The organism is Micromonospora sp. NPDC048871 (genome assembly GCF_043198155.1).
In the GTDB taxonomy this organism is placed as follows: Bacteria; Actinomycetota; Actinomycetes; order Mycobacteriales; family Micromonosporaceae; genus Micromonospora.
Genome location: NZ_JBICUM010000014.1, coordinates 22376 through 36743, shown reverse-complemented (window position 1 = coordinate 36743; position 14368 = coordinate 22376). Strand labels below are relative to the sequence as shown.

Genomic DNA, 14368 nt, shown 5'->3' with positions numbered 1-14368 from the left:
GATTCGTGGCGGGACGGTTCGGGGGACGGATGGTCGGGACGGGCCGGGTGGGCCGGGCGCTCGCACGGGTGCCGGCACCCTGGCCGTACGTGCTCGCGGTCTTCCTCGGCACCAAGATCGTGTTCACCCTGGTCGGGGTACTCACGCTCGCCGCGTTCGACGGCACCGGGTGGGCGCCGCCGCCCGACGAGGCGCAGATGCGCCAGCAGCAGCGGGACATCTCACCGCACGGCTGGCTGTCGCTCTGGTTCGCCTGGGACTCGTTCCTCTACGACCACCTGGCACGGCTGCCCCTCGACGAGCCGTGGCGGGACTTCGGCTTTCCCCTGCTGTACCCCTTCCTGGCCCGCCCTCTCGCCCCGCTGCTGGGCGGCGACACCGCACTGGCGCTGCTGGTCATCGCCAACCTGGCCTTCCTCGGTCTGCTCTACTACGGCGTCCGCCTCGGCGAGCGCCTGCTGGGCGACGGTCGCGGTGCTGCCGCCGGCACCGGCCCGGCGGCCCGACGGTTCGTGCGGTACCTGGTGCTGTTGCCCACCGCCTTCCTGTTCCACGCGGCGCTCACCGAGTCGCTGTTCCTCTGCCTGACGCTGGCCACCTTCTACTACGCGGAGCAGCGACGGTGGCTGCTCGTCGGAGTCATCGGCTTCTTCCTCGCGCTGAGCCGGTCGGCCGGGTTCTTCGTGGCACTGCCGCTGGCCCTGGTGCTGCTCGGGCAGGGCGGCTACCGGCTGCATCCGCGCGCCCTGTGGGGGTACCTACGATCCGGGTGGCCGCTGCTGCTGCTACCTGCGGGATGGCTCACCTTCATGGCCTTCTGCCGGTGGCAGAGCGGCGACTGGTTCGCCTACAAGCACACCCAGGAGCAGGGCTGGGGCATCCGGGTGCAGAATCCGCTCGGTGTGCTCTGGCAGGGTCTGACCGGGGCGGCGCCGGACGCCGTACGGGTCTGGATCGCCGTGCTGTTCCTGGCCGTCCTCGTCGCCGGCGCCCGCCGCCTGGGCCTGCCCTATCTGGTGTACGGGGTGATGATGGTGCTGGTGCCGCTGTCGATGGGTCCACCGGTGTACAAGAGCCTGCTGCGCTATCTGCTCGCCGTGTTCCCGGTGGCCCTGGTGCTGGCCCGCTGGGCGCGGCGACCTCAGCTCGACGTCTGGATGACCGCCACCCTCGCGCTGCTCCAGGGCGCCCTGCTCGTCATCTGGCTCGCCTACTGGACCCACTTCATCATCTGAACGTGATCCCCTCGTCATCCCTCGATCTGTCCGATGGCCTACAGGACGCCGGGCGGTGTGGCTCACCTCGCGCTCGGGGAGGCAGAATCGGGAGGAGACATGCTCGCAGGGCCCATCGGGGAGATCCGGGATGACTGACCTGACCGACGCCGTCCGGCGCGGGAGCATACGCAGCGGCACCCGGTCGGCGGACTGAGGCGCGAATGAGCGAGGTGGGTCGCGAGGCGCTTCTGCTCGGTCAGGTCGTGCCGCCGAGTCGCAACGGTGCAACACCCGCCACCTCGTCCGCGTCCGGGCTGCTCACTTATGACGAGAACGCCCACCTGCTGACGATCGCGTCGAACCGGTCGGGCCGGTGCCAGTCCTGCCTGATTCCGAACCTGTTGACCTACCCCGGTCAGGTGGTCGCCGTCGACCTGACCGGTGAGGCGTACGCCGCCACGGCGGCGGCCCGGCGCGCGATGGGCCACACGGTGGTACGGCTGGACCCCTTCGAGGTGGCCGGGCCCGAGTCGGACGCCCTCGACCCGATGACGCTACTCGACGGTCTGCCGTCACCGGCCCTCGAATCCGGCTGTCAGGATCTCGCCGAGCTGCTGGTCCCTGGGAACTCGCCGGGCAGCGGCATCGAGCAGAGCGCGTTCGGGCTGCTCAGCGCGGTGATCGGTTACCTCACGGCGGTCCCGGACCGTCGATCGTTCGACCAGGTCTACGTGACGATGCACTCGGACGACGTGATCTACAACCTGGCCGTGGTGCTGGACACCATCGGCAAGAAGATTCCGAAGATGTCGTACTCGGAGATAGCGGACTTCCTGCAACGCGAGGACGTGACCCGGTCCCGCATCCTCACGCATCTCACGTCGCACCTCAAGACGTTCGCCAATCCGCAGGTGCAGGGCAGCGTGAGCCGATCGAGCTTCTCGTTGTCCGAGATGCGTGCCGGAGCACCCGTGACGGTCTACCTGATGGTTCCTCCGGAGCGGCTGGCCACGCACGCTCCGCTGTTGCGGGTCTGGGTCGGCACCCTGCTGCACAATGCCCTGAAAGCGTCGAGGGCCGGGGTCCCACCCACCCTCTTCCTCCTCGACCACTGTGCGGAACTGGGTCCCTTCCCCCTGCTGGAGGCGGTGCTCCGGCTTCGGTCCGGTTCGGCGGTCCGCGCTTGGACGTTCTGGCACGACCTGCACCAACTCCGCACCACGTACCCGAGTCGCTGGCCGGAGATCGTCGCCGGCTCCGGTGTGGTGCAGGTCTTCGGCAGCAGGGAGACCGCGGCGGCGTCCGAGGCCGAGGCGCTGCTCGGCCTGGCGCCGACGGACGTCTGGTCACTCGGCCCGGGCGAACAGTTCGTCCGGCTCGACGGCACACTGCACCGGGCCCGGAGGTTAGACGCTCAGAATCCGCTCAGCTCGAAGATCGCCCGGTAGAGAATCCGGTCCAGTCGATCGACGAACTCGATCGACATCGGCCGCTCATCGTCGAGATCCCGCATCAGATGGACGGGACGGGCCCGCAGCGAACCGGTTGCCGCGTCCTGAAGTCCGCGCAGGATCCGGCGCCGGTCCACGGTCGTGCTCTCGGCATCGGCGAGGCTGACCAACAGCCGGACCGATGCCGCGGCGACGGCGGTGTTCCGGTCGTCCAGCAGGTCGACCAGTTCCGGAATGATGTCGTCCTTCATCTGGCGGAACTCGGCGACCGACTGGTAGGCGGCCTGCTGGACGAAGGAGATGTCGTTCATGGCCGCACCCAGGGCCGCCGTGATCCGGGTCGTGACCCGGCGGAGCAGACCGAGCAGCCGGACGGCGGACAACCGCACGATCCACCACTCGGCCGTCTCCGCCCACTCGGCGAGCAGCGGCTCCCACTCGTCGGGATCCGCCAGGGCTGCGAACGCGTCGGGCGACTGTCGGGCCAGCGCGTAGGTCGCGGCGAGCAGGTCCCCCAGGTTCTTGTTGTCGGTCTGCCCGAAGCTCAGACGCTGGACCCAGGAGAGCAGCAGCCGCAGCGCCCGCTCGTTCTCCGCCAGCTCGGCTGCGGCCTTGTCCGCCCTGGCCCAGTAGCTGTTCGAGCCGACCGCTACGTAGAACTCGCCGCCGATCTGCTTGAGCCGGTTGACGCAGGCGGTGTCATCGTCCAGGCACCCGTCGTCGAGCCAGACGTAGAAGTCGTCCAGCAGCCCGAGCGCGGTGTCCAGGCGCGCCTCCTCGCCACCGTCGGCCACCACCCGCGTCACGACCTTCAGGTACGTCACCGGCCCTTGGGGAAGGACTGCCACCTCCCGCCGGACCTCGGCCGGCACCGCCCGGATCGCACCTCGCATCGCAGCACGGCTCGGATACAGGGCCTCGCCGCAGTGCGCCAGCCGGGCCAGCGCGGTGAGCAGCGTCCGTTGCAGGCCCTGCGGCGCGGAGGGAAGAGCCTCCAGCAGCGGCATCACCAGCTCATGGTCGACCGACTCGAGGAAACCGAGAATCCAGGACGCGGCTCCGTGGTCCTGCTCGGCCGCCTCCTGCAACCACCTGTCGAGCGCCTCGACGTCGTCGTGGTGGATGTCATGGGCGACCCACCGCAGCGTGCTGCGCACGGACGGCGGATAGTCGTCGCGATGAGCGTGGTCCGCGATCACCTCCACCGTCCTCGCTCCGACCCGTTGCACGGACCAGCGGCGAGTTCGGTTGCGCGACACCGGGTTGCGCCCGTGCAGGGCCAGAGCGGCCCGCAGGCGAAGGCGATCGGTCGACTCACTCGCCAACTCGATGAGGGCTGCGGCACCCTCCGGAGTGAGGTGCCCGGCCTCCGCCTGCACCAGCGCCTTCCAGCCGCTCACCGCCGGGTCGCCACCACCCCAACGGGTGATGATCGCCATCGCCCCGGAGTCGGTGCACTCCAGGTGTGCCCAGAGCGGATCGAGGGCTGCGGCCCGACCCGATCCGATGACGTGGTTGAGCACGGACACCTCCCGGGCGCCGACCCGCAGGGCGTCATCCCGCACCGAGCCGACCAGTCTCTCCACACCCACCGGCAGGTCTGGGCCGAGCAGCAGGGCCCAGTGGTCGCCGTCGCCGGTAGTGGTCGCCCCGAGCGCTTCGGCCTCGGCCGCCGTGACGCTCAGGAAGAGCAGTCCCCAGGCGAGTTGCCCGGTCGGTTGCGCGAGCCGGCAACTGACGTCGCCGTGCGGCCCGCTGTCGGTCGGCAGCCGCCAGAGCAACGCCGGGGTGTCGTAGCGCGACCGGTAGGCCGCGATCAGGCGGGAGGCACGGCCGTGCGCCTTCGCGCGCAGCCAGGGATCCGGCATGGCCTCGGCGACAGCGTCGAGCGGCTGCGCGAGGTTCGAGACGAGGGCGGCGCGTAGGTCGGCGACGACCTCGGCACACCGGTACGGATCGGTGATCTGGCCGACGGATTCGACTGCGGCGTCGCGCAGTTCCGTCAGCCGCTCCGGCACGAGTAGCGCCAGCCGGGTCTGGGCGCGGGCCCGGTTCTCCGGATCGTCTATCGCGGCAAGTGCCTCCACCTGCCCGGCCAGATCGACGATCTCCCCGAGGCCGAGCCAGGCCTGTTTGCCGGGGATCGCCAGCACGACCCACTCGAAGGCACGGGCCCGGTCGTGCGGGTCGGTGATGCTCTCGATGAGGCCGAGGACGTCCAGTCGCAGGGCGAGCATGTGCTCTCGGCCGAGACTGTCGCACAGCCGCCACAGGGCGCGGAACCGCAGGTACGGGTCGGTGACCCGATAGGCGTACCTCAGCATGGTGGAGATCGACGCCAGGCTGACCTCGCCCGGTCTGTCGACCCCCTGGGTACGTTGAAGGAAGACCTCCGTCAGAACGGGCCGCAGGGCGGGCGTGTCCTGCGTATCAGCGATCGGTCGATCCAGCTCGACACGAGCGACGAGCCGGTCCGACCAGGAGCCGAGGTGTTCAGCGGCGGTCGGCGCGCAGGTGGAGTCGAAGACCCGGTCGCCGTTCGCACCGGCGAAGTACCCCAGCCTGAACTCCTCCCCGCGCAGCAGGCCGATCGCCAATGTCTCCCACAGCAGTGCCGGGTTGTCATCCACCATCGACCGGTGCCGTCCCAACAGGTAGCCGGCCAGGTAGTTACGCTCGCTCGGTGCCGTCGCGATTCCATCCAGCATCGCGAGATACCGTTCGGTCGGCGTGTCGCACCGGGGGGCGAGAATCATCTGCGGCCACGGTAGGCGCCGCCGGGACAGGTGGTTACGCGCCCGGGCGAGCATCGACCAGCCACCGCCGGGTGGGTCAGCCGAGTCTGGTTGCGCCTCGGTCGCGGCCCGGAGGTTGGCCCACAGCACCTCGGGCCGCTCGTCGGCAGAGCCGGAGAAGACGTACGCCCAGTACTCGGCCGCCAGTGCCTCCCGTACCTGAGCCGATGTCGCGGCGACGAGACAGTGGGCGGGGATCCGATCGCTGACCTGGAGGGCACCCCCGCCGCTGGCGGTCCGCGCCTCGATGACGATCCGCAGCAGATCCAGTTGGTGGGTCTCCGGTGCCACCTCGGGGATGGTGCGCGCGGCGATCTCCGTCGACCTGACCAGTGGTTCCCGCAGCAGTGCGCGCAGCCAGCCGAACCGGCTGAGCGCCTGCTGAGCGGCAGCCTGGCGGTCACCGACGGCTTCGGTGAGCAGTGGGAGGACATCCTCGCCGAGCGCGGCCAGGCCGATGAGGGCGTCGGCGCGGCCGGCCGGGTTGGTGCCATGCCGCCAGCGGGTGTGGAAGGTCTCGACGAGGTCGCCGGCTGGTCGCCGCTGGCGCAGGTGCCGTAGGAGGAGGCGGCTCAACTCCGCATCGGCAAGGTCGTGCACGATGTCCGCCGGACAGAACTCGATGGGCGCGGTCTCCGCCGCGCGCCCCTCGGTCGCAGCGGTGGCGTCGGGCTGCGGCTCCGGATGGTGCTCGCCCCGCCGTCGCTGCGGCTGAGCCTGACCCAGCCCGCCGTACAGAGCGATCAGCAGCCACAGCCAGTCGCTGTCGGCACGGACGAACGCGATGAGCTCCGGGCTGGTCTCGAGGAGCCGGCGCATCGGCAGGTGGGCCGCGAGCAGCCGCGACATGTTCAGCGTCGGCGTCGGCCCGGTGGCGCTGCCGACGGGCTGGCCGAGGGCGGCGAGCAACGCCCAGTGGATCGGCCAGTCCAGATCCGCCCGATCCCGGTGCACGGCGTGCAGGAGTGCCTCGACCGTGTTCGTGGTGAACCAGTGCAGCTGCGTCAGCACGTCGGCCGCCGCGGCGGCCAGATCGTGGTCGTCGGTGGGGCGCCGGATCGCCTCGGCGATCATCTCGGCGACGAGGTCGGCGCGGGGGCCGTCACGCAACCGTACGAACGCCGCGCAGATCCCCTCCCGCAGCCCTACCGCCTGCGGTTGGTCCTGGCTGAACGCGTAGCGTCCGAGTAGTCGCCGGACCACCTGCCCGACGATCGACTTCGGCACGTCCGTGAGGTCGGGCAGGGCGTTGACCACCAGGATGGCGGCCCGGGGCAGCAGCGGATCCTCGTCGTCGGCGGCGAGCACGTCGGCGAGCAGTCGGGTCCGGGCCTGCGGTCCACCCCACTCCGGGCTGATCATGGCGAAGCCCAGGGCCAGCAGCAGCGGTTCCCGCCACTGCGGGTCGTCGAGCCGCTCGACCATCTTCGCTGCGGCGTTCTCCCGGTCGGAGAGCATGCGCCGGGCGGCCAGGAACTCCTGGAAGGTCCGGTGGAAGAAGGCGTAGTTGCCGGAACTCTGCTCCGCCAGCAGGCCGACCTGTTTCCTGATGGTGGTCAGCAGGGCGTCGAGCACCGGGCGGAACGCGCGGTCGGCCGGGTTCGCCCGCCGCATGAGCGCCAGCGGGCCCTCGATGAGTTCACCGATCCGGTCCAGGGCGACCAGGCCGTTGCTCGCGGGATTGCCCTGCAACTCGGCGGCCAGCGGCTCCAGGGCCGCCAGCAGTTCCTCCCGTCCGAGCGACTGTGCCTCGCACTCTGGCCGTTTCAGCCAGATGCGCAGCAGGTTCTCCACCACCCGGTCGTAGACGCCGGCACGTTGGTCCGGCAGCCGACCATCGGCCCAGTAGACCGTCGCCAGGATGGTGATCAGCAGGGGGTTCGTCGCCAGCTCCCGGATCGCCGGTCGCAGGTCGTCGTAGATCTCCTCGATCAGGGCCTCGGCGACCAGGCCGCGCTGGTCGCCGACGGCAAGCTCGGCGTTGACCGCCGCCGTCCAGGCGCGGGCGAACTGTTCCACCGCCGGGCGTCGCATGGGCTGGATACCGAAGTGGGCGCACCCGCCCCGGACCGGCATCAGCTTGTAGCCGACGTACCGGCTGGTGACGACGACCTGGTTGCCGCCGACCTGCCAGGGCAGCTCTGCGGCCTCCGGTGCGTTGGGCGGAGTGAACCGCTCGATGAAGTCCTGGACCCGCAACAGGACCGTACGGCGGTTGGCCTCGGGAAGCTCGTCGAGACCGTCGAGGATGACCACCGCCCGGCCGGCTTCGAGGAATCGGCGTACCAGGGTGTTGCGAGCGTCGGAGCCGGGGGCACCGGCCCATCCCTGGGTGTCCGGGTCGCGCCCGAGATAGTCGTCCAGGGAGACGGTGGGTCGCCGCGTCCGCTCCCGATCGGCAAGTTCCCGGGCGAAGTGGGCCAGCCGCAGGAAGACCGGCAGCCGCGCCGGCCCGAGATCGACCAGCTGCTCGTCCGCCAGGGCGGGACGCTGATCCGGGTCCACCTGGGAGACCGGCACCTGTACGTGCACCCCCACGTCGATCACGACCGTCGCCGAGGCGAGCAGCCCCGTCTCGTCGTACGCCGAGAAGCCCAGGTGTGCGTAGCCGGTGCCGCATTCGCCGGCGGCGGGGGTGAACGTCAGGCGTTCCACCTGGTCGATCTTGACGATCTGCCCGACGACGACCGGTACCCCGGACAGCGCCAGGGTCCCCCGTGTCGGCAGCACCTCGATGCCGATCGCGCTCACCTGGTCGGCGTTCGCGTCGTCGGTGGCGAACATCGAGGCGACGTGTGCCCTTGAGAACGAGAAGGTCGCGTCAGCACGGACGTGGACGCCCAGGCTGCCCGCCAGGTCCGGCCCCACCTGCGGGGCGACCTCCCGCCCCAGTTGGTCCAGGAGCCCGCGGGCCAGTTGAAGAGCCAGCCAGTGGCTGAGGGTCGTCTTCCCGCTGCCGGGCCCACCAAGCAGGACCATCCGCGTGTGCTGGCGGATCACGTCGGCGATCGTCCGGACCTCGGTCACCTGCGCTCGCCGCGCGTCCTCTCGCCGCGGCTGATGGGTCCGCCGGACGTTCTCGGCGTCCAGCGCCTCCAGGTGGGTCGGCGCGATCGAATCGATCGGCGCGCCGCCCGCCGCCTCACGGATCTCGATCTCGTGCAGCTTCGCGCGATGCCGCAGGTCGTATTCGCTTTCCGGCTCCGCCTTCAGGGCGACGTAGACCTTGTCCAACTCGATGCGCAGCGACCCGGCCTCCCGGATCCCCTGCAACTCCAGCCACCGGTACCACTCCGCGAGCGATTCCAGGTACGCACGCAGGGCGGCGCCGGCGTCGGCCGCCGACTCGGCTGTCTGGCCGCCGGAATAAAAATGGAGGTGTTGGACGCCGTTATCCCCGACCAGCACGCCTTTGGCGCCTGAGGCGTCAACCCGATACATGGATCCACCGGCTGAGTCCGGCGCCGATCTTCTCGAGTCGGTGCCGTCACCCGATCCCACGTCCGGCCCGCGATCCACGATTACTCGAAGGTGTTGGTCTGGGTGTTGCCGTCCCCCACCTGCACCCCTTTGGCCCCGTCCAGACGCACCTGGTATTTCGCCGACCCGGCGCCCTGCTCGTTCAGCAGGGCCATCAGCGCCTGGGCCAGTTCCACGATCCGGGGATCCTGGTCCGCACCCGCCGCACGGACCTGTTTGGCCAGCGGTGCGGCATACACCTCAGGGTCCTGTTCGTGCTCCTGCAGCACCAACTGCCCGGACGGCCGGTCGGCGAAGCGGGCCGCCACCGCCGCCTTGAGAGCCTGGTAGGCGTCCTTGACCGCGCTGGCCGCAGCCTCTCCGGTGCCCTGCAACGCTCCTGCCGCGAGCGCACCGACCACCAAGGTCACCGGATCCATCAGCGCTCCCGTCGACGATGCCCAATCGCGTCTCCATGGTCCACTATGGCAAGTCGCTCGTCACGGCCGAAGGCGGAAAGACGACTCACCGTTTCGCCGAAACGGCGGTATCAGGCCGCTACGGACCCCACCGTTGCGGCGAAACGGAGTCGATCAGCGTACGGCGAAGGACGGGAACGGGCCGGGAGGGCCGCTCCACGAGAGGTGGAGGCCCTCCCTGGCCCGACCCGCTCCCCTACCTGGGCGCCGGGCGGTAGCGTACGTCGAGTTCGGCGGTCGGGTCGTCGGCGCCGACCCGGTGCAGGTAGATCGGACGGCCGCCGAGGTGCTCGTAGAGGCGGATGCCGTCACCCAGCAGCACCGGCGCGATGTGCAGGTCGATCTCGTCGAGCAGGCCGCGGTGGAGGAGTTGGCGGCCGATGTCCGCCGAGAGCACCTCGACATTCTTGCCATTGGCTGCCGCCAGCGCGATCCGCACCGCCTCCGCCAGGTCGCAGTCGAGGAAGGTCACCCCGTCGGCGGGCTTCGCGTCCTCGGGATGGTGGGTCAGCACGAAGAGCGGCCCGCTCCAGCCGCCGCCGTAGACGTTGCCGGCGTCGGGGAAGGCGTCCCAGCCGCGCCGGCCGCCGAGAATGGCGCCGGTCGTCTCGACGTACTGCTGGATGAAGCCGGGTCGTTCGGAGATGCCGGTCTCCATCCAGGTCATGTCGTGGTCCGGCCCGGCCACGAAGCCGTCCAGTGACATGGTGAAATGCCACAGGACCTTGCCGTTCGCGGTCTGCGGTGCGAAGTCGCTCATGCCGTCCTCCTGGTGCGCTGATGTGCTCGTACCGAAGTAGAGACGGCGACCGCGACGAGAACTCATCGGTCGAGCGTCGGCGGGAGCCCGAACGCCGGGAAGAGCGTCGGCTCGTGGAACGCGACGATCTCCGTGATCAGGCCGTCGCGTACCCGCAGCACTCCGATCCCGAACGGCTCGAAGACCTGCCGGCCCGGCGGGCGCCGGTAGCTCGCGGCGGCTAGCTGCCCGTTGGCGCTGGTGGGCACCGCGCGCAACGCGCCGATGTAGTCCGGGGAACTCGCATCCCAGGTCGCCGCCAACGCCGCGAGGATCGACTCCCGGTCGGCGAACCACTCCGCCAGCGGCGGCATCGTCGCCCGTACGTCCTTGGCCAACAGTTCGGCCACCTCGTCGAGGTCGCCGCGCTCGACCGCGTCCAGGTATCGTCGCAACACCTGCCGGTCCGCCTCGGTCGGTGGCGCGGCCGGCGCCCAGTCCGACCGGCCCGGGGGAAGCTGCTCCCGCAGTGTCGCGCGGGCCCGTTGCAGGGCGCTGTTGACCGATGCGACGCTGCCGTCGAGCACCTCGGCGGTCTGCCGCGTCGGCCAGCCGAGCACGTCGCAGAGGATCACCGCGGCGCGCTGCCGGGGCGGCAGGTGCTGCATCGCCGCCAGGAAGGCCAGCTCCAGGGTCTCCCGCGCCACGACCGCCGCCTCCGGCTCGTCCTGGCGCGGCGCGACCGGCTCCCACCGCCCGTCCGGTGCCCGCAAGGCGTCCGGGAACGGCTGTAGCCACGGGCCGGTGATCAGGGTCGTCGTCGGCTGCCCGGGAAGGTAGTCCGGGTTGGCCTGGTCGGGCAGCAGCCGCCGTTTGCGTCCGTCGAGCGCGTCGAGGCAGACGTTGGTGGCGATGCGGTAGAGCCAGCTGCGCAGCGAGGACCGGCCCTCGAAGCCGGCCCGCCCTCGCCACGCCTTCAGGAAGACCTCCTGCACGAGGTCTTCCGCCTCGTCGTAGGAGCCGAGCATCCGGTAGCAGTGCACGCGCAGCTCACGCCGGTGCTGCTCGATCCCCCGGACGAAGTCGTCGTCGCTCACCGGGTGACCGTACGTGCCACCCCTGACGGGTTATGCGCCGCTGACCAGTGGGTCGTGGACCCGGCCGAGGAAGAACGGTACGCCGGTGTACCAGTCGTGGATGACGTACAGGAAGGGCCGGTTGACGAAGAACTGCGGCCCCTGCGGGATGGACGGCGGCGGGATGATGATGGCCGTCGCGCCTGCCGCCTCGGCGCCCTTCTCGTTCACCGCGATGAAGGTCTCGTGCAGCACGTCGTCGATGTACAGGGACGAATCGGTGGTCATGCCGCTCAGGTCGGCCTGCGGGGTGAACGCCGTGGACATGCCGAGGTTGCTCAGCGCGGCAGCCACCCGTCGCCCACCTGGTAGCCCATCCCGGCGAACGGCCCCCGCATCATCGGTACGCCGACCACGCTGCCGTCATCCCGGGTGAACGGCTCGGTCGCGGTCAACGCCGGAACGAACTGGTACCGCCACGCCGCCTTGAGGTAGGTCGTGTTGGTGAGAATCAACTTGGTGCCGGGGCTGACCGCACCGAACGGCAACAGCTCGGGGATCTTCGCGTTGGTCCGGTCCGAGACCCAGGTGTTGATCTCCTGGCGGGCCGCTTCCGGCGCACCACCGAAGTCGACCGGGTGCGGCGCGGCACCGTAGTAGCCGGCCAGGGTGTCCTGAAACCCGGGCCGCAGGCCCAGACCGAGCCGGATCCACAGGGCGTTGGCCGTGGTCAGCAGCGGCCGGGCCACCCCGTCGCCGTCCTGGTAGCGGGTGGCCAGGGTCTGTTCGACCGTGTTGAGGCCGCTGTCGAGCGCGCCCGGTCGGGGATGCGGTGCGTGCAGCACGGCGTCCATCTCCGCCGCCGTGGTCGAACCGGCACCCGCCCTGGCCATCGCCAGCGCCAGCCCCACGGAGTAGGGCGAACACACCACGTTGCCACCGGGACGGGTGGCGGCCAACTCGCGGTAGAGGTCGGCCGAAAAGCCACACACCGCGGTCGCGGCGGCGGCCATCGTGGCAGGATCGGGGGGTACGCGAGCGGGATGGGTCGATGTGGACGGCTCGTCGAGCCAGCGGAACTGACCTGGGGTGGCGGTGAGTGCGGCGGCCGCTAGCGGCACGGTCCGCAGCACCGATCGACGCGAGACCATGTTTCGACCGCAGTGCAGTCCTTCAAAAAACCAGGCCAACGACTCAAATTCATTGAAGTTCCACTATGGAGCGCACCCCGTCGGCCGAGATCGGAGCGCACCGTGGCACCCCCGGCTGGGGCTCTGCCGGTTGTCCGGAGTTGTACGACTAACTCGTAAAAGGTGGCTGACCAGGGCGGCTTCGGTTTCGCTGGATGAAAGACCGTCCGCCAGGGATCGGCCTAGCTCAAGATCATGGTCGGTCCCGTCACGAGGGGACAGCCCATGACCGATCTGTTACTGCCCACCCCGGGACAATGGATCCACGCCGCGTTGACCCAGCGGAAGATGACCGTACGCGCGTTGAGTAAGGCCGTCGGCTATCCCCGGCCCGCCGTGCACCGGTGGGTGTCCGGACACACCCCGATTCCCCGGAGGGTGATCGGTGACCTGGCTGCGGAGATCGGCCGCCCCGGCGATCTGGAACACCTGCTGACGCTGAAGTCGGCTGAGGAGAATCTCCACCAGCTTCGCCGGACGATGACCGCCCTGGCACATCTGGCGCACTGCCCCGCCGAGGAGCTCACCACCACGGTGCTCGACTTCGTCGCCGCCCGGGCAGCCGACGAGATCATCGCCTCCGACCGCGACCGGGCCGGGGCCGTCAACCGCCACCTGATCGACGCCTCGTACGTCTTCCGCCAGTGGACCAGGGCCGCCAGCACCGGCGACTTCCGGGCCCTGCTGACACCGAGCACCATCCACCGGCACCTGCGCTATCCGGTCAATCACTACCTGGGCCTGGCGCTTGCCCTCGGCGAGACCGGCGGTGACCAACTGGCGGAGCACCGCAGGCTCGCACTGACGGCCCTGCGGGCGGTCGCGGTGCCGAAGCCGCACGGCCGGTGGGACCTTCTCCAGCATCACGCGCTGCACGTGCTGGCCCGCAACGGTACGGCCGAGAACCGGGCGACCGTGTCGGAGGTGATCAGCAACGCCGCACCCGGCAAGGGCTCGCTGTGCCGTCAACTCGGGTACGTCGGACTGATCCTCAGCTCCGGCGGGGAGGAGGCCCTCCACCGCTACCTGTTCCTGCTCCGCCGATGCAGCAAGTTGACCCGGGCCGACCTGCACTTCGACGCGGTGCACTACGGCGACGCGCGGTTGGACGCCCGGCAACGGCTGCCGCAGTCGATCAATCAGTTCGACCGCTCCGTCGGCAACCTCCTCCGGCACCTGGAACAACCCGACCGGTACGCCTCGATCTCCGAACTCGACAGCCTGCGGCTGCTCACCCTGCTCGACCGGTTGGGGCCCACCCTGTTCCAGCGGCCCGAGATCGGGTTCCGGCTTCGCCGGGTCTTCCAGTCATCGCCCGCTCCCCCACCGAACTCGTACCGCAGCAGGCTGGAGAACCGGCTGTTCGGAATCCTGCGGCACACCCGCACCCAGCCGACCGCGACCCCGGCCCGGGTGACCCCGAACCCCGCCCAGTACGACGTCTTCATCGGCTACCACAGTGCGGACGCGGCCTCCGTACGGCTGGTGGTCGACGCTTTGCGCTCCGCCAACGTCCAGACCTGGTTCGATCTCGACGACCTGCCGCCCGGCACCCCCTTCCAGGTCGCGCTTGAGCAGGCCCTTCGCACCTGCCGCAGCGTGGCCCTGTTCATCGGGCCGACCGGCATCGGGCCCTGGGAGGCGATGGAGGTCCGAGCCGCGATCAGTCAGTTCGTCGACCGTGGTCTGCCGGTCATCCCGGTGGTGCTCGGCGAACTCGACTGGAAACCGGAACTTCCGCTGTTCCTCCGCGAGTTCCGGGCGGTGCAACTCCGCTCCCACACCGACATCGACGATCTGGTCTGGGGGATCACCGGCCAGCGGCGACCGGCCGGCGCACGGTCCATCGCCGCGGCGCCGCACTGGGCTGCCCGACCGCCGAAGCGGCGCTCCCGGGGTGGCCGACGTGCCGCCCTCCCGCATGACCCCGCCGAGCAGCTTGACCTCGCTTCGTAGCCTGAA

At 70.2% G+C, this 14368-nt stretch carries 9 protein-coding genes; 3 read left to right on the top strand and 6 right to left on the bottom strand.

Annotation, left to right across the window (positions count from 1 at the left end; genetic code table 11):
* Positions 1-29: 29 nt before the first annotated feature.
* Positions 30-1235: a hypothetical protein gene (locus tag ACGFIK_RS24125; RefSeq protein WP_327025781.1), complete on the top strand. Its 1206-nt coding sequence runs from the start codon at positions 30-32 to the stop codon at positions 1233-1235.
* A 203-nt stretch (positions 1236-1438) separates the two neighbouring features.
* Entirely contained in the window at positions 1439-2665 is a 1227-nt protein-coding gene (locus ACGFIK_RS24120) for a type IV secretory system conjugative DNA transfer family protein (protein ID WP_327025780.1), read from the top strand.
* Here the strand turns inward: ACGFIK_RS24120 and ACGFIK_RS24115 are convergent.
* The 6 genes from ACGFIK_RS24115 to ACGFIK_RS24090 all read right to left on the bottom strand — a co-directional run bounded on the left by ACGFIK_RS24115 (position 2632) and on the right by ACGFIK_RS24090 (position 12367).
* The gene (locus ACGFIK_RS24115) at positions 2632-8871 is read right to left on the bottom strand and encodes an NACHT domain-containing protein (RefSeq protein ID WP_393341453.1); all 6240 of its coding nucleotides are present in this window, start codon (positions 8869-8871) and stop codon (positions 2632-2634) included. The genes ACGFIK_RS24120 and ACGFIK_RS24115 overlap by 34 nt on opposite strands.
* Before the next feature lie 113 nt (positions 8872-8984).
* On the bottom strand, positions 8985-9362 hold the full coding sequence (locus ACGFIK_RS24110) for a hypothetical protein (RefSeq protein WP_327025778.1): 378 nt from the start codon (positions 9360-9362) through the stop codon (positions 8985-8987).
* A 235-nt stretch (positions 9363-9597) separates the two neighbouring features.
* On the bottom strand, positions 9598-10161 hold the full coding sequence (locus ACGFIK_RS24105) for a dihydrofolate reductase family protein (protein WP_393341450.1): 564 nt from the start codon (positions 10159-10161) through the stop codon (positions 9598-9600).
* A gap of 62 nt (positions 10162-10223) precedes the next feature.
* Positions 10224-11237, bottom strand: coding sequence for a sigma-70 family RNA polymerase sigma factor (locus tag ACGFIK_RS24100; protein WP_327025776.1), 1014 nt, complete (start codon positions 11235-11237; stop codon positions 10224-10226).
* Between the two features lie 30 nt (positions 11238-11267).
* Positions 11268-11570 (bottom strand): serpin family protein, encoded by a 303-nt coding sequence (locus ACGFIK_RS24095; protein ID WP_327025775.1) that lies wholly within the window; start codon positions 11568-11570, stop codon positions 11268-11270.
* On the bottom strand, positions 11555-12367 hold the full coding sequence (locus ACGFIK_RS24090) for a serpin family protein (protein WP_393341447.1): 813 nt from the start codon (positions 12365-12367) through the stop codon (positions 11555-11557). Before ACGFIK_RS24090 ends, ACGFIK_RS24095 begins: the two co-directional genes overlap by 16 nt.
* 264 nt (positions 12368-12631) lie before the next feature.
* On the opposite strand from ACGFIK_RS24090, the gene ACGFIK_RS24085 reads away from it, so the two are divergent.
* On the top strand, positions 12632-14362 hold the full coding sequence (locus ACGFIK_RS24085; RefSeq protein ID WP_327025773.1) for a toll/interleukin-1 receptor domain-containing protein: 1731 nt from the start codon (positions 12632-12634) through the stop codon (positions 14360-14362).
* Positions 14363-14368: the final 6 nt, after the last annotated feature.